At 43.4% G+C, this 14,841-nt stretch carries 13 protein-coding genes; 4 read left to right on the top strand and 9 right to left on the bottom strand.

The window, feature by feature from the left end:
- Window positions 1-81 precede the first annotated feature (81 nt).
- The 5 genes from garD to C1A07_RS13195 form a co-directional block, all read right to left on the bottom strand.
- Window positions 82-1,602, bottom strand: a complete 1,521-nt coding sequence (gene garD, locus C1A07_RS13215) for a galactarate dehydratase (RefSeq protein WP_101877513.1) — start codon at window positions 1,600-1,602, stop codon at window positions 82-84.
- A gap of 14 nt (window positions 1,603-1,616) precedes the next feature.
- Window positions 1,617-2,405 carry an HpcH/HpaI aldolase family protein gene (locus C1A07_RS13210; protein WP_101877512.1) on the bottom strand — a complete coding sequence of 263 codons (789 nt, stop codon included), beginning with the start codon at window positions 2,403-2,405 and terminating at the stop codon, window positions 1,617-1,619.
- 25 nt (window positions 2,406-2,430) lie between these two features.
- Window positions 2,431-3,477, bottom strand: a complete 1,047-nt coding sequence (locus C1A07_RS13205) for a type 2 periplasmic-binding domain-containing protein (RefSeq protein WP_101877511.1) — start codon at window positions 3,475-3,477, stop codon at window positions 2,431-2,433.
- A gap of 115 nt (window positions 3,478-3,592) precedes the next feature.
- Window positions 3,593-5,053 carry a tripartite tricarboxylate transporter permease gene (locus C1A07_RS13200; RefSeq protein ID WP_101877510.1) on the bottom strand — a complete coding sequence of 487 codons (1,461 nt, stop codon included), beginning with the start codon at window positions 5,051-5,053 and terminating at the stop codon, window positions 3,593-3,595.
- Window positions 5,054-5,069: 16 nt separating this feature from the next.
- A complete protein-coding gene (locus tag C1A07_RS13195; RefSeq protein ID WP_101877509.1) occupies window positions 5,070-5,489 on the bottom strand; it encodes a tripartite tricarboxylate transporter TctB family protein in 420 nt (139 codons plus the stop codon).
- Between the two features lie 324 nt (window positions 5,490-5,813).
- Between C1A07_RS13195 and C1A07_RS13190 the strand changes: the two genes are divergently transcribed.
- The 4 genes from C1A07_RS13190 (at window position 5,814) to C1A07_RS13175 (ending at window position 9,710) form a co-directional block, all read left to right on the top strand.
- The gene (locus C1A07_RS13190; RefSeq protein WP_242972320.1) at window positions 5,814-7,016 is read left to right on the top strand and encodes a collagen-like protein; all 1,203 of its coding nucleotides are present in this window, start codon (window positions 5,814-5,816) and stop codon (window positions 7,014-7,016) included.
- Between the two features lie 87 nt (window positions 7,017-7,103).
- The gene (locus C1A07_RS13185; RefSeq protein WP_101877507.1) at window positions 7,104-7,358 is read left to right on the top strand and encodes an acyl carrier protein; all 255 of its coding nucleotides are present in this window, start codon (window positions 7,104-7,106) and stop codon (window positions 7,356-7,358) included.
- Window positions 7,355-8,842, top strand: coding sequence for a class I adenylate-forming enzyme family protein (locus C1A07_RS13180; RefSeq protein WP_101877506.1), 1,488 nt, complete (start codon window positions 7,355-7,357; stop codon window positions 8,840-8,842). Before C1A07_RS13185 ends, C1A07_RS13180 begins: the two co-directional genes overlap by 4 nt.
- Window positions 8,843-8,846: 4 nt before the next feature.
- Window positions 8,847-9,710: a hypothetical protein gene (locus C1A07_RS13175; RefSeq protein ID WP_101877505.1), complete on the top strand. Its 864-nt coding sequence runs from the start codon at window positions 8,847-8,849 to the stop codon at window positions 9,708-9,710.
- Here C1A07_RS13175 and C1A07_RS13170 read toward each other — a convergent pair whose 3' ends face one another.
- Genes C1A07_RS13170 through C1A07_RS13155 form a run of 4 tightly spaced genes read right to left on the bottom strand, consistent with a single transcriptional unit; the run spans window position 9,711 to window position 14,729 of the window.
- Window positions 9,711-11,627, bottom strand: a complete 1,917-nt coding sequence (locus C1A07_RS13170) for a sigma 54-interacting transcriptional regulator (protein ID WP_101877504.1) — start codon at window positions 11,625-11,627, stop codon at window positions 9,711-9,713. It abuts the gene before it with no gap.
- Window positions 11,628-11,650: 23 nt separating this feature from the next.
- Complete coding sequence (locus tag C1A07_RS13165) at window positions 11,651-12,013, bottom strand: DUF1667 domain-containing protein (RefSeq protein WP_101877503.1); 363 nt, start codon at window positions 12,011-12,013, stop codon at window positions 11,651-11,653.
- The gene (locus C1A07_RS13160; protein WP_101877502.1) at window positions 12,007-13,275 is read right to left on the bottom strand and encodes an NAD(P)/FAD-dependent oxidoreductase; all 1,269 of its coding nucleotides are present in this window, start codon (window positions 13,273-13,275) and stop codon (window positions 12,007-12,009) included. The genes C1A07_RS13165 and C1A07_RS13160 overlap by 7 nt, the downstream gene beginning before the upstream one ends.
- The gene (locus C1A07_RS13155; RefSeq protein ID WP_101877501.1) at window positions 13,275-14,729 is read right to left on the bottom strand and encodes an NAD(P)/FAD-dependent oxidoreductase; all 1,455 of its coding nucleotides are present in this window, start codon (window positions 14,727-14,729) and stop codon (window positions 13,275-13,277) included. Before C1A07_RS13155 ends, C1A07_RS13160 begins: the two co-directional genes overlap by 1 nt.
- Between the last annotated feature and the right edge of the window lie 112 nt (window positions 14,730-14,841).

The following is a 14,841-nucleotide window of genomic DNA, read 5'->3' as shown; positions in this document are numbered from 1 at the left end:
TAAAATAAAGAATTTTTCAAGAGCTATTTTGGAAAATCCCGGCTCTTTTAATAAACAGCCTGAAGTACGCCATAAGTTTAATTATGTAATAGGCGCAGGGTTAAAGATACAAAAATCGTTGTAAATTTTATGTTGTTCTGCCAGGCTTTTCTTTCTGCCGCTTGCCACATCCATAATTTCCTGAAATAAAGCCAGACCAATGTCTTGAATTTCTGCTTCTCCTGTGGCGGCGGGTCCGGCGTTAATATCAATTAAATCAGGCCATTTTTCCTGCATTTCATTTCTGGAGCAGACTTTAATTACAGGCGCCGCCGCCAGACCGTAAGGGGTTCCTCTGCCTGTCATAAATACCTGGAGACCAATGCCGCTGGCCAGCTGGCAAGGGCCGCACACAATATCGCTGGCAGGTGTTGCCCCATAAATCAGCCCATGTTTTTCAGGCATTTCTCCCGGGGACAAAACTTCCACAATAGGGGAGGTTCCTGATTTGGCAATAGAGCCCATGGCCTTTTCCACAATGTTGGCCAGACCTCCTTTTTTATTTCCCGGGGACGGGTTGGCGCTTCTGTCTACCTCTCCCTTTTCCAAATAATTGTCATACCAGCCCATTTCCTCTGCCAGCCGTTTTCCCACCTGCTTGTCCGCGCATCTGGCCGCCAGTAGATAAACTCCGTCTCTCACCTCTGTCACCTCAGAAAACATTACTGTAGCCCCTGCTTCCACCAGCAAATCCGCCGCATACCCTGCCGCCGGATTTGCTGAAACCCCTGAAAAAGCGTCGCTGCCTCCGCACTGCATTCCTACAAACAGCTGAGATAAAGGCAGCTCCTCCCTTCTCCTCATATTTAATTTTTTCAGCTTTCTTTCAGCCATTTCTGTAATTGCTGAAACCATATTTTCAAATCCATTTATTTCCTGAAGTACAATTACATTTTCCGGGGTAATGTATTCCTGATCTATAAGCTTTTCTACTGTCAGCTTCTCGCAGCCTAAGGCTACTACCATCAGTTCTCCTCCAAAATTAGGATGCCACGCCATGTTTCTAAGGATTCGTACTGGTACCTTAGCTTCTGGAGCATTAATGGCCACGCCGCAGCCATAAGCATGGTTGATCGCCACTACGTCGTCTACATAAGGATATTTAGGCAGAATTTCTTTCTTAATTTTTTCTACAGCCACATTTAAAACTCCTGTTACACATTGAACTGTAGTGCTGATTCCCAGAATGTTTCTGGTGCCGGCAAATCCCCCTTTGGGATTTTTGTAGCCCCAAAAAGTTTTTGCAGGCGCCTTTGGCAGCTGCGTTTCCAGATTTGTTCCGAATTCCATTTGATCCAGGCTGGGAGACACAGGAAGCTTCAGCATAAATTCATTAATCCAGCCTCCTTTTTTAATAGGATTGACAGCATAGCCTAAAGTAACTCCATAACGGACCACCTTTCCGCCTTTTGGAATGTCCTGCAAGGCTATCTTATGGGCCTGGGGAATGTTGTCTGCTGTAATTAATCCAGGCATAATTTCTGTTCCTTTGGGGATGTCATCTACTGCAATGACCACATTATCTATGCTATTTATTTTCACATATTTCCTTCTCTCTCCCATAGGTAATCTCCCCTTTAATTCATTTTTGCGTTTATATATTCCTTAAATGCATTTACTGTTCTTTGGGCGGCCTTGGCTAGGTCTATGGCGTCCGACATCATTACCAGCATATTATATCCCTTATCATATAAGGTTTTCGCCTGCTGGGCATCATTTGCCACTGTTGCCAAAAATTTTTCGGAAGGAATTACAATATCCTCAATTTCCTTTATTTTAGCCTGTACCTCAGGACTTCCTATCTGGCCTGTCATACCCATAGAGGCCGATAAATCCATAGGACCGATAAATATTCCGTCCAGGCCCTCCACCTTCATAATTTCAGGCAGATTTTTAATTCCCTCCACAGTTTCAATAGCTATCATCACCAGATTTTCCTCATTGGCCCTGTTTAAGTACTGTCCCAGATTCATGCCGTATCCTGCCGCTCTCGGGCTTCCTGCAATTCCTCTTACCCCCTGCACCGGATATTTGCATCTGGCCACCGCCTCCTCTGCTTCCTTCCTTGTATTTACATAAGGCACAGAAATTCCCATAACGCCGCAGTCGCTGATCCGCTTTAGAGCAATTAAATCATTCCACGGCGCCCTGGCAAACGGAACTGTTCCCGTCCCCTTTACTGCCTGACACATAGACAATATTGTCTGATAATCTACCGGCGAATGCTCCACATCAATTACTACCGCGTCAAATCCTGCGTTAGCCATAATTTCTGCGGACACATTGCTGGCCATGTGCAGCCATGCCGCCGACACCTGTTCTTTTCTTTTCAGCTTTGCCTTTACCTGATTGTAATACAAATCCATACCTGCTCTCCTAATTCAAAATTATTTACTGTGCTGTTAATGTGTCCAAGGACGGGGCGTCCTTTAATACCTCTTTAAACACTTCTCGTTTTTCGTACATGTGAGCTTTATTTTCCTCTGCTGAAATAACATTTACCTCATAGCCTTGATCCCTTAATTCTTTTATGTAATTTTCATCTTTCCCTATTTCTTCCATTGCTTGACTTACTTGATTTATGATTTCCTCCGGTGTGTCTTTTGTGAAAAAAATACTGTATTCTTTTGTAAAATCAAACGGCTCATCTCCCATTTTTATCCCCTGCTCTGCAAAGGTAGGGTAATCCTTTCCCTCTATTCTTTCTCCGGTCAGAAGGCCTGCCACCTTTACAGCAATCTGGTCCTCTACCTCCTCCTTCGTATACTGTTCTGCTGTAGAAAGGTCCACGAAAATCATTTGGCAGTTTCCGTCCCACAGGGCCTGATACTTTGTTTCTGTAGAGCCGGCCACAAATACCTTTAGGCGGCCTGCCACATCTTCTCCAAATTCCTCCTTCAGCCAATGATATACCCCGATAAATGCTAAGTGAGAGCTTCCGCCTGACTCGCAGGCCACCTTTACAATTTCATTAGGATTTTCTGCCATCCAGTCAGCCAGCTCTGTCAATGTTGAATACGGCGCTTTTTTGCTGACCACAAAGCAGGAACCTTTACTTTCCGCAATCCTTGGACCTACAATCATGTTTTCAAGAGCATATTCCTCCCCGTAAACTCCCAGTACAACGCTAAGCCACGTATTATCATGGAAAATCATCATAGTATTATTATCTTTAAATTTAGCTGTAGTAATTTCCTGGAGAGCGTTGGCCTGTCCAATTGGATCAATTTTCCCTTTTAAATCTAATTTATTATTTAAATAATTTACAGCCACATTAGCCGCCAGGTAAGTATCCCCGCTGGTGGAACCCGCCCCTATTATAAATCTGACTCTCTGCCCCTCAATAGAATTGTTAGAGGATTTGCTGCAGCCTGCCGCAGAAAATGCCATAAGTCCTGCCATTGCTAAAGCCGCCATACGTTTTACTGTTTTTTTCATAAAAAATCTCCTTCCATTATTTTGATTTCACTTGTTTCTTGTTCCATAAAATTTATGGGAACCCCAAACTCTGCCAACACTGACTTTAGGCAGCAAATAGTTTCGCACACAGGGCTCAACTATTTTTTTTATTGTCTAACACCGCATATACCACTGAGGCCAATATCATCAGCCACAAGGCCCAGGCAAGGGGACCCCTTGTAAAGAAAATTGCCAGGTTGCCGTCAGAGCCTTTCAGGGAATCAATAAAATATCTTTCAAAGTCTTTTCCTAAAATAAATCCAATTAAAAACGGCGCGTTTGGAATATTGATTTTATTAAATATGTAACCTACTGCTCCAAATATAAACATAGCCCAGATGTCAAACATAATTCCGTTGTTAGCCGCATAAGCGCCTACTACGCACATTAAAATAATTACAGGGTACAGTCTGGTTTTAGGTATATATATAATTTTAGATATATATTTAATAGCAAAAAACATAATCAGGAACATGATTATATTAGACAGCAGCAAAGCTACCAGCACTGTATTCCACGTAACAGGATTTTGTTTAATAAATAAAGGTCCTACCGCCACTCCCTGAAGCATAAAAGCCCCAATTAAAACTGCAGTTGTTGAATCTCCTGGAATTCCCAGTGAAAGCAAGGGAATTAAAGCTCCGCCTGTGAGACCGTTGTTGGAGGTTTCGCTGGCCACTAAACCTTCTACTGCCCCTGTGCCCATCTTTTCCGGGTGCTTTGAAAAGCTTTTGGCCTGGGAATAAGCCAAAATAGAAGCCGCGCTTCCTCCCACTCCAGGCAGGATTCCCATAAATGTTCCTATACCTGCGGAGCGGATTAAATTTATAAACTGGCCTTTAAATAGGGACAGGGAAAATCTGCTGCCTTTTTCGTCTGACAAGCTGTAATTTGCCTTTTTCATCCCCATTTCAGCCTCCTCTAAAATCTGAGAAATAGCAAAAAGACCGATAATCACCGGCAGCAGGGAAAATCCGTTTCTCAGAGAAATAGTAAAAGGTCCAGGCACCATGCGCACCATGTTGTTGTCTGAAAATACTCCCACCAAAGACACCATCACCCCAAGACATCCTGCAAAAATTCCCCTGAGCATATTGCCCTTAGACAGGGCCGCAATTACAGTTAAGGCAAATACAATCAGGAGAAATTTTTCTACTGCGGAAAATTTAATGGCAATAGAGGACAATACAGGCGTAAACAGCCAAAGCACAATTAAGCTGAATATCCCTCCAAATAAGGATGAAACAATACCGATTTTCAGCGCTTTTTCTCCCTCCCCTCTTTTAGCCATTGGGTATCCGTCAAAACATGTTGTAATAGAGGAAGGCGTGCCGGGAATGTTAATCAGAACCGCCGGAATTAACCCGCCAGAGATTCCTCCTACATATAATCCCAGCAAAAGATATAAGGCAGTGCCCATGTCATAGGCATAAGTTAACGGCAGGAAAATCGCCACCGCCATTGTAGACGTCATACCTGGCAGCGCGCCGAAAATAATTCCCATTACAACGCCGAAAATACAGACTAAAACCTGAAAAATTCCTATTTCAAACATCGCTTTTCCCCCCTCTCTAAGGCAAAGTAATATTAAACATGTACCCAAATACAAACCAGACTACAACTGTAAAACCAACTGCTGATATGCCGGACACTGCCAGAGATATTTTTTCTCGTTTTCCCTCAAATAAAACTCCGTACAAAAAGATGCAGATCATACTGGCCGGTACAAAGCGAATTACTTTTAAAAGAACTACATAAACTGCAGATAAAACTACAACGCCCCAAAACTTTTTCTTATCATAACCTGGCAGAAAAAACTTTTTTCTTTCAGGTTTTAGTTTTTCTCCTCTCCTTTTTTTGGCAGCCGTCTCAGTTATTAAAATCAGCGCCAGCAGGGCTGCAATAACTACCCCCATAATTTTAGGCACAAGCATATGGCTGGTAGAATAAATAATCGGAACCTTGGGAAGAGAAAAAGCTGCGTACATCATAAACCGTCCTCCTTTTCAGTAATTATTTTTAATCTTATTATATATTTGTGCAATTTGGATATCTATTGACATAAAATATAGAATTTATTAGTGATTTTCTACTTTTCCGCTTTTATTTCATTATTTGAAATATTTCATTCACTTTTTATTTCAATTATTTCACTATCATTTTTTCCTCCCCCCGCAAAAATCAGCCAAAATATATCTTGTATATATTTCTGGTGAAATTTATACTCAGTCACATTTTTGTCTGGATGTACATATCTTATATAGGAATATACAAGGATTTTTAGTATGTTTATTTCCAGAACAGGAGGTAATCTCATGTCATATAACTATTGGCCTGACGGCTGTTATCATCCCTATCAGCCCACGTATCAGCCAATATACCAGCCGACTTGCCCTATGAATACCTGCCGTTTGCCTCAACGCGGATGCTGTCCTCAATGCCGCTGTCCCCAGTGCTGGGGAGGAATTCCAGGACCTGCCGGAGAACAGGGCATACCGGGACCTACAGGGCCTCAGGGCATACCTGGGCCTATGGGACCTCAGGGAGAACAGGGACCTGCAGGACCTCAAGGAATACCAGGACCTATGGGGCCTATGGGACCCCAGGGAATCGCAGGAACTCCAGGTATACCAGGACCTCAGGGCGCCAGGGGAATTTCAGGGCCTCAGGGCATACAGGGACTGCAAGGACTGGCAGGAGCTACCGGGTCTCAAGGGCTTCAAGGGATACAAGGACTTGCCGGACTGCAGGGAGAACGGGGACCAGCAGGACCTCAGGGGGCTACCGGACCTATGGGACCTCAGGGGGCCCAGGGAGCCGTCGGGCCGCAAGGCCCTACCGGAGCTACCGGGCTAAAAGGTGAAACAGGGGCTGCCGGGCCGCAAGGCGCCACCGGAGCTACCGGACTAAAAGGTGAAACAGGAGCTGTGGGACCTCAGGGAGATAGAGGACCTACCGCCGCCACGATCCCCTTTTCCTTGTCCAACAGAAACTCTTCAGGAGCTGAGTTAAGCACTGATAACACAGGAGCTCCCAACCGAATTATCTATGTAGGCTTTGGCAGTGAAAACGGTTACGAAATGTATTTAGATCCTGGAGAGTGGGCTTCAGGAGTTATTACTATCACGGAAAATAAATCTTACCCGGCCTCCTTTGTAATGCCTTTTAACGGCACTGTGCAGAATTTTTATGGAGTATTTGCCAACCGGCAATCCTTAAATCTGGATCCCGGCGTTATTCTCCGGCCTTTTATGTGTCTGGCCACAGGAGCTGAAAACAGCTTAACATTTACTGTTATTCCAGAAAGCATTGTATATTTTCCGCCTTATGTAAGCGGAGCCGAAATTCCTAAATACACAGTTCGGAGAACTAACTTAACAGGAGCGTCCATCCCAATTTCCGCAGGCACATTAATCACCATAATTACCGGCATGACTGCAGAAGGGACAACAACAGAGCAATATATGACCGCGTCTATCAGCGGAGGCATTTTTGTAGATCAATATAGCTTAAAATAAAACAGGGGATCTGCAGCACAGCTTTTGCCACTTTAAAAATCCCCTGTTTACATACGCCGCAATAATCATATAGAAAGGAGCAGCCTCATGTCTGTACAAAATGAAATTATTCATCTTATACGCCAGGAAACTCCGCTGCCTGTCTCTATAACGGAGACAACTGACCTTTATAAAGATCTTCACATGGATTCTTTGTCCTATGTCAGCCTTTTATTAACTTTGGAAGACCATTTTGGCATTACAATTCAGCTGTTGGAAATGGAGGACTGCCTGGTAGTAGGGCGTATTATAGATTTGGTGAATCAGAAAATAGAATTGAAAGCCAGAGAGGAACATCTATGATCAGGGAGGCTTTACAGAAAAGAAAAGATCAGAATACTCCTGCCATTCTTCAAGATGAACAGTGGATTTCTTATAGTCAATTAGCCGGGCAGGCCGCGCAAATACAAGCCTTATTTCCAAAGGAAAACGAAACAAAAAACAGGCGGCCTATTGCCGTAATTTTCCTCAATGACGGGGCTGATTTTCTGGCCGCTTTATTTGCAGTCCTCCAGGCGGGATGGACAGCTTTCCCAATCAATCACCGCCTTAGTGCAGATGAGCTTTCCGATTTGCTGAGGCAGATGCCTGTCACCTTAATTATAACCTCCAGTCAGCTGCGGCCGCTTTGCGACGCAGCAGCCTCTTACTGTCAAACTGAGCCGGCTGTACTTACTGCAGATCATTTGCCTGCGCTTTCTCATCCCGCTCCTGAAGTAGAATCCCCACCGCCTGATACGCCAATGCTGCTTCTGTCATCTTCAGGAACTACAGGCCGCATAAAACTTGTTCAGCTGTCTGAAAATAATGTGGCTTTTACAGTTCGCGCTTATATCAAACATATGGGATATGAAAAATTTCAGGACCCTGACCCCCGTTACGCTTTAGGCACCCCTCTTTTTGGAATTTACGGTCTGCTGGTAACATTCTCCTGCATCCTTCAGGGATTTCCTATGATTCCTATGGCGGAAAATTTTACCTTAAACACCTTTTATCAGGCTGTACAAAAACATAAAATCAGCCATTATGACGGCGGGACCTTAGTTGCAATTCTTATGGAACGCACCTTAGGCCGTACCATTCCCTATGACCTTTCTGCATTAAGATATTTGGGATTTGGAGGAAGTAAGGCCCCCTGGGGTACATTAAAACGGCTCAGCCGTGCATTTCCTGAGGTCAGATTTTGGTCAGGTTACGGGATGACTGAAGCCTCCCCTCTTATTGCGCAGCCTTACCAGGGGCTGCCCCCGGATAAACTGGATTCTGTAGGGATTCCCCTTCCTGGAGTAAAGGTGATGATAGAAACGGAAAAGGGGCGGACAGATCAGCCAAATCAGTCTGGAGAAATCGTGGCTCAAGGTCCCAATATTATGCTGGGATATTATGAAAATAAAAAAGCTACTGAGGAAATTCTTCTGGAGGGCTGGCTGCACACCGGAGATATTGGATACTTTGACAATGACGGCTATCTTTATATCTGCGGGAGAAAAAAGAATATGATTCTTGTTCGGGGATTTAACGTATATCCGGAGGAGGTGGAAACCAGGCTGTTAAGCTGCCCCTTAATAAAGGACTGTTTTGTTTACAGTAAAGTTCCTGAGCCGGGAAGTGAAATAGAAATTGTATGTGCTGATATTGTTCCGTCAGGGCCTGATGTTGCGCCTGAAATGATTCAGGACTGGTGTTCCGGCCACCTGGCAGATTATAAATGCCCAAAAATCATTAATCTGAAGGAATCTTTAAAGAAAACGTCTACAGGTAAAAATCAACGTATTAAGAAGGAGTAATGCATTGGAGCTGATTCATTTTCAAGGTCTTAACTGTTATCACGACTGCATAGTTACGCTGGCTAACGCCTTTGGATTAGATTATACCAAAGCTTTTTCTACCCTTTGGTCTGAAGGAAATTTAAGATATGATCTTATTTGCCAGGTGTTTTTGACCTGCAGAATGCCGGATACCCTGGAAGCTATGGGAATGAAATTAGAATCCCCGTGTATTTTAATGTCAGATAAGGAAAATGGCTTTGAAAATACTCAAAACGGCTGCTATATCATTGCAGGCATGGACGCTTACCACATTCCATGGAATCCCCTTTATAAACTGCATCACGGTCCTCATTATTTTATTGCCGAAAAAGGAGATGGGGAACAGCAAACCTGTTTTGATCCCACTTATGGCTTATACGGCCAGAAATATTCTGCTCACCTGCTGGTCTCTCTTTCTTATGCCCTGATTCCTGTGAAAAAAATAAAGGCATCCCCTGCATTTTTAGAAGAAACAACAGATTTATCAGATCAGGCCCTGGAGGTATTAAAGACCCACAAAAAAACCCTGGACCACTTTCTTTGTCAGGCGAAAATATGGATCGGCGGTTCTGAAGATACCAAGGTTTTGCCAGCTAAGTATATAGACGGGTTGATGACAGGACGTTATATGTATAAACAATTTCTGAAGGCCAGACAAATAGAGCCGGATAACGCCGGCCTATTTTACTCCAGATCATATTACAGCCAATGGCAGGCTGTGAAAAGCGGGTTTTACAAAGCTGCCCTAAAAAACAAAGATAAGGCTGCATACGATGAAGCCTGCAGCCTTCTTGTCCGCCTGTTTGATCAGGAAATTCTCCTGGCAAAACAGATTTTAAATATGTAATTAAAATCCGTACTTCTGGGCAATCCCATATTTTTTAATTCTTCTCCACAAGGTAGTAGTGCTGATGCCCATTTTTTCTGCCACCAATGTTCTGTTTCCCTTACACTCCTCCATTAATTCTCCTATTTTTACTGCCTCCGGATTATTATAAATAACAAGGCGTTCCTCCCCGTTTATCACCTGGACGCCAGGGTATGTGTCATATATAAGTGTTCTCACAAATCCTGCGTCCACCCTTTTCTTTTGAGCCAGCAAAATAATTTTTTCACAAAAAGCCTCCAGCTGAATCATATTTCCCTTCCAGGGATGCTCCTCTAAAACCTGGTATGCCTCCTCTGTTATTTCCATATATCTGGAGTACTTTTCCATATATTTCTGTATAAAACGCTTTGCTGTAGCCTTCATGTAATCCATCTCGTTTCTCACCGAAGGCACCTCCAGCTTTAAGGTACTTAAAAGATAATACAGGTCCTCCCTGAACCTTCCCTGCTCTGTTAAATTCAAAAGCTCCAGGGAGGTGGTGGCAATAATCCGAACCGGCATTCTTCTCTTTACCCACACATCGTGATACAAAAACATTTTTTCATAAATAGCTTTATATAAAAGATATTGACATTCCAAGGATATGTTTTCGATTTCCTGGAGCAGAATCGTTCCGTAAAGGCCCTTTTCAAATGCCCCTCTTTCCTGGTCCTCTTTGTCCTTATCCGCCGTCTCGTCTCCAAACAAAAACCGTCTTTGCTTTTCTTTTGGAATAGCGCTGCAATTAAATGTAATAAATGGGCCGTCTTTTGCCACGCTGTTATTGTGAATGGCCTCTGCCAGAATTTCTTTTTCCGTCCCTACTTCTCCCCGTATTAAAATCGGAGCCGACGAGGGGGCATAAGCCCTGGACAATTCTATGCAGCGCTTCATTGCCGGAGAGGTTCTCATAATATCTTCATAATTATGCCTGGCTACATATCCGTTCATAAACAGCTGCTGCCTTTGCTCCTCATCTGTTTTTCCTGGCCCTTTGACTCTGTGACACGTAATAATGGCACCGTTTATACTTTCATCCGGCTGAATAGGAGCGCCTACCAACATAAGAAACTGATTATTTACTAAAATGGAACTGGAGTACATCCCCTGCTCTCCGGCAATCAGCCTGTCAATTTCTCCTGTACTGATGCCTTTTAATACCTTTTCCACAGGAAAGCTGATTACCTCCTTTGCCTTTTTCCCCAGAATATCCTCCATCATTTTATTTACAGCCACAATTTCCCTGTAAGAATTGATTTTCATAATCCCGTTAAAGGAGGTGTCGAACACAGTTTCTAACTGAGCGTTGTTCCGCTTTTCCAGATCAATTACATTGGCTACGCTTTTTGCTACCTTTAGCGCCTCTCTTACAGAATCCTGCTTACTTTCTATAAACAAAGAGGGAAACCTTTTTTCAAATGTAATCTGATTTACACGAACTCCGCCTATAATCAGGTCCGCCCCTTCTTCTATGGCCTGCTCCACCTTTCCGTAAGGCTCGTCCATGCCCTTTAAATAATACATATGCAGACGGATGTGAAACAGTTCTTCCAAATGGTCCACATTGCCAAACATGTTCTCCCATCCAATAATGGCAATCACCGGGCATTCCTTTTTCAGCTGCTTTTTGGCTTTTAAGATCATCATGCCAATTTCTTGTGTGGTTAAGGTCATATCTATAACAGGAACATTCACTTCTTTTTTTATACAATAAGCCTGAAAACCTCTGGCGATTATTACCTCCGCCCCTTCCTGAATGGCTTTTCCGGCCTCCAGCGCTGCGTTGGCGTCGTCTATAACCTTTAATACCTTTACATTTTCACCGCTTTCCTGCAGTACCTCTTTTGCATATTCCAGTATAGTGTATTTAGGCAGCAGCAGCCCAATATTAGCCATGTAAATTCCCCCTTATAAAGCTGTCACATTGCTTTTACATTTTTTGTGGCAATTACATCGCTTCCCAGATCCAGCACATTTTGAATAATCACCTGGCCTGCGGCCACAGGGGCCTGCAATTTTTGCTTTTTGATTTCCTCCATAACCTGAAAAATCATGTCCCTGGGAATCGCCTTTGTCAGGCGGACGCTGGTTAAAGGCAGTTCCCCGTTTTCCACTAAAACTGAAGAAGCAATATTTCTCATGGGACTGGTCATTTCCTGTCTTACATACTCTTCTCCTCTTTTACATGTCTGACCTGTAATTGACAAGATTTCTTTTCCCTCGTACTCTGCTATTATATCACATCCCATAGGGCACATAATACATGTAAATTCTCTTACCATATTACTTTTACCTCCAGATTTTCCTTTTCCTTCAGAATCCCTGCTTTTACCGGAATCTGAATCATTTCAGCGGGAATTGCTTTTTTCATTTTTTTCTCCTGTATTACTTTTCCGCCCTGAATCAGCTGTATTGCACAGTTCTTCATAGGTCTGCGGACTCTCATACATAGACGGATATCCTTTTTCCCACTGATTTTCTGAGGTACTGTATGGCTGACATTTCCATCTGTCACCACGTCCGCCATATATTCTTCAGCCTCTTCCCCTTGTGTATGCTCTGTCTCTGCTTTTTCATCCTTCTTTATATATTCTGCCACAGAATCTGCCAGCTCCTCAGCTTCCATGGACACAAAGTCTACTAAATCGTGAACCTGAAGCACATTTCCCGCTGCAAAAATTCCCGGCACAGTCGTTTCATGTTTCTCATTTACCTCAGGCCCCTTTGTCCTTTCATCCAGCTTTACCCCTGCCATCAAGGACAGCTCGTTTTCCGGAATCAGTCCTACGGACAAAATCAAAGTATCGCATGGGTATTCTTCTTCTGTTCCCAGCACCGGCTGCATTTTCTCATCTACCTGGGAAATCACCACTGATTCCAGCCTGTCTCTGCCTTTAATGTCTGTAACTGTATGGCTTAATTTAAGGGGAATTCCATAATCGTTTAAACACTGCTCTACGTTTCTGGGAAGGCCGCTGGCATATGGCTGAACCTCAAAAACGCCTTTCACATGAGCTCCCTCTAATGTCATTCTTCTGGCCATAATCATTCCAATATCGCCGGAACCTAAAATTATAACTTCTTTTCCCACCATTATATTCTGCAGGTTCATATATGCCTGAGCCACACCTGCCGTGTACACTCCCGCCGGTCTCTCTCCTGGTATGCTGATGGCTCCTCTTGTTCTTTCTCTGCAGCCCATTGCTAAAACTACTGCCTTAGCCTGAATTTCCAGAATTCCCTCTTTATGGGCAGCCGTCACCTTTTTTTCTTTATCTAAACCGATTACTGTTACATCTGTTATGTAAGGGATTTTATATTTTTCCACCTGATCTATAAAACGCTGGGCGTATTCTGGGCCGCTTAATGTTTCTCCAAATCTGGTAAGGCCAAATCCGTCGTGAATACATTGTCTTAAAATCCCTCCCAGGTGATGTTCTCTCTCTAAAATCAGAATATCTCTAATCCCCTGCTCCCACAATTTTACTGCTGCTGCTAAGCCTGCCGGGCCGCCTCCAATAATCACAACATCTGTATGTCTCATTAGTCTTCCCTCACCTTCCCTGTAAACATATAACCGCCTTCTTTGGAAAATCTTACATCCTCCGGAGAAATGCCTAACTCTTCCTCAATCATTTTTGTTATTCTGGTTTCACAGTATCCGCCCTGGCATCTGCCCATGGTGGCTCTGGTTCTGTTTTTAATTCCTGTTACTGTATGTACCCCTAACGGATTGTGAATTGCCTTTAAAATCTCTCCCCTTGTCACTGTTTCACAGCGGCATACAATTTCACCGTAATCTGGATTTTCCCTGACAGCAGCCTTCTGCTCCTCCAAAGTCATTTCTGAAAATCTTGGTATGCCCTTTCTCACCGGATTAAAGTCTGGATTTCTCTTTGGATTCTCTTTTTCAACCAAAAGCTTTACCGCCCTTCTGGCTAAAGGCAAAGCGCAGGTTACTCCAGGAGATTCTATACCTACCAGGTTTACTGTGTTAGGATTTTTCTGGTCAGCCTCTAAAAGAAAATCTAAAATTTCTCCTGTTTCAGGATTATACCGTTTCCACCTGATTCCGGCAAAATTCCTGATAAAATATTCTCTTTTCATATGCTTGAACATTTTCTGTCCGTCTGCAATCAGTCCGTCTAAATGTTCTTTTGTAGCCTTATAATCTTCTCTGTCCTCTGTCACATAAGAGTCAGGTCCTACCAACACGTTTCCGTCCACAGTGGGCGTCGCGTGGGTGGCGAATCCGCCCTTGTCGTTAGGAGCAGGATAAATGGGAATTCTAATATGCTTTCCTGCTTTTTTGTCTAAAATAAAGTACTCTCCCTTAAAGCCCTTTGTCTCATAATAAGGATACCCTAACATTTGTGAAATCTCCGGGGCAAACATGCCTGCGCAGTTAATCACCCACTTAGCCTGTACCTCTTCTTTTTCTGTTTCAATTACATAAGCCTGGTCTTTTCTTACAATATTTTCTACTTTATGGCTAAATAAAAACTCCACCCCGTTTTCACAGGCATTTTCCGCCAGGGCAATGGTATACTGCATAGGATCTAAAATACCTGAGGAAGGCACGTACATAGCAAATTCCCCGCCTGCGCTGGGGTCGATGCGGTTCATCTCTTCTTTGTCAATCATTTTCAGGCCTTTTACCCCATTTGTTTCTCCAATGCCTTTAAATTTTAAAATATTTTCTCTGTCGTGGTCGTCAAATCCAACTACCAGTTTTCCTGTTCTTTTAAAAGGAATATTTAATTCCTCTGCCACCTGATCAAATTCCTGGTTTCCCTCCACTGCGCACTCAGCCTTTAAGGTCCCCGGCTTATAAGTAAATCCTGCGTGAAGCATTCCTGTATTTCTGCTGGAGTTGCCGCAGGCCACATCCAGTTCTTTTTCTAAAACTGCAGTTTTCAGACAATATCTGCTCAGCTCCCTGGCCACTGCACATCCTACCACGCCTGCTCCTATTACTGCCACATCATATTGTTTCATCTAAAATTCTCTCCTTTTTTGTGTAAGTTAAAAAAGTGTGCCCCTTGCGGAACCTTCCGCCATAGTTATTTTTTACCATGGCATTTTCTTCTCTTCAATATGATGTGCACAA

This window comes from Lachnoclostridium edouardi (assembly GCF_900240245.1).
Classification (GTDB): domain Bacteria; phylum Bacillota; class Clostridia; order Lachnospirales; family Lachnospiraceae; genus Lachnoclostridium_A; species Lachnoclostridium_A edouardi.
Note: the sequence above shows the minus strand (reverse complement) of the source record. Positions and strands in the feature narration are given on the sequence as shown.

Bases quoted from the DNA above. Each gene is read 5' to 3' on its own strand.
- C1A07_RS13185 (WP_101877507.1), top strand. From the start codon at position 7,104: ATGTCTGTACAAAATGAAATTATTCATCTTATACGCCAGGAAACTCCG.
- C1A07_RS13200 (WP_101877510.1), bottom strand. From the start codon at position 5,053: ATGTTTGAAATAGGAATTTTTCAGGTTTTAGTCTGTATTTTCGGCGTT.
- C1A07_RS13155 (WP_101877501.1), bottom strand. From the start codon at position 14,729: ATGAAACAATATGATGTGGCAGTAATAGGAGCAGGCGTGGTAGGATGT.
- C1A07_RS13210 (WP_101877512.1), bottom strand. From the start codon at position 2,405: ATGGATTTGTATTACAATCAGGTAAAGGCAAAGCTGAAAAGAAAAGAA.
- C1A07_RS13170 (WP_101877504.1), bottom strand. From the start codon at position 11,627: ATGGCTAATATTGGGCTGCTGCTGCCTAAATACACTATACTGGAATAT.
- C1A07_RS13160 (WP_101877502.1), bottom strand. From the start codon at position 13,275: ATGAGACATACAGATGTTGTGATTATTGGAGGCGGCCCGGCAGGCTTA.
- C1A07_RS13205 (WP_101877511.1), bottom strand. From the start codon at position 3,477: ATGAAAAAAACAGTAAAACGTATGGCGGCTTTAGCAATGGCAGGACTT.
- C1A07_RS13190 (WP_242972320.1), top strand. From the start codon at position 5,814: ATGTCATATAACTATTGGCCTGACGGCTGTTATCATCCCTATCAGCCC.
- garD (WP_101877513.1), bottom strand. From the start codon at position 1,602: ATGGGAGAGAGAAGGAAATATGTGAAAATAAATAGCATAGATAATGTG.
- C1A07_RS13195 (WP_101877509.1), bottom strand. From the start codon at position 5,489: ATGATGTACGCAGCTTTTTCTCTTCCCAAGGTTCCGATTATTTATTCT.
- C1A07_RS13180 (WP_101877506.1), top strand. From the start codon at position 7,355: ATGATCAGGGAGGCTTTACAGAAAAGAAAAGATCAGAATACTCCTGCC.
- C1A07_RS13165 (WP_101877503.1), bottom strand. From the start codon at position 12,013: ATGGTAAGAGAATTTACATGTATTATGTGCCCTATGGGATGTGATATA.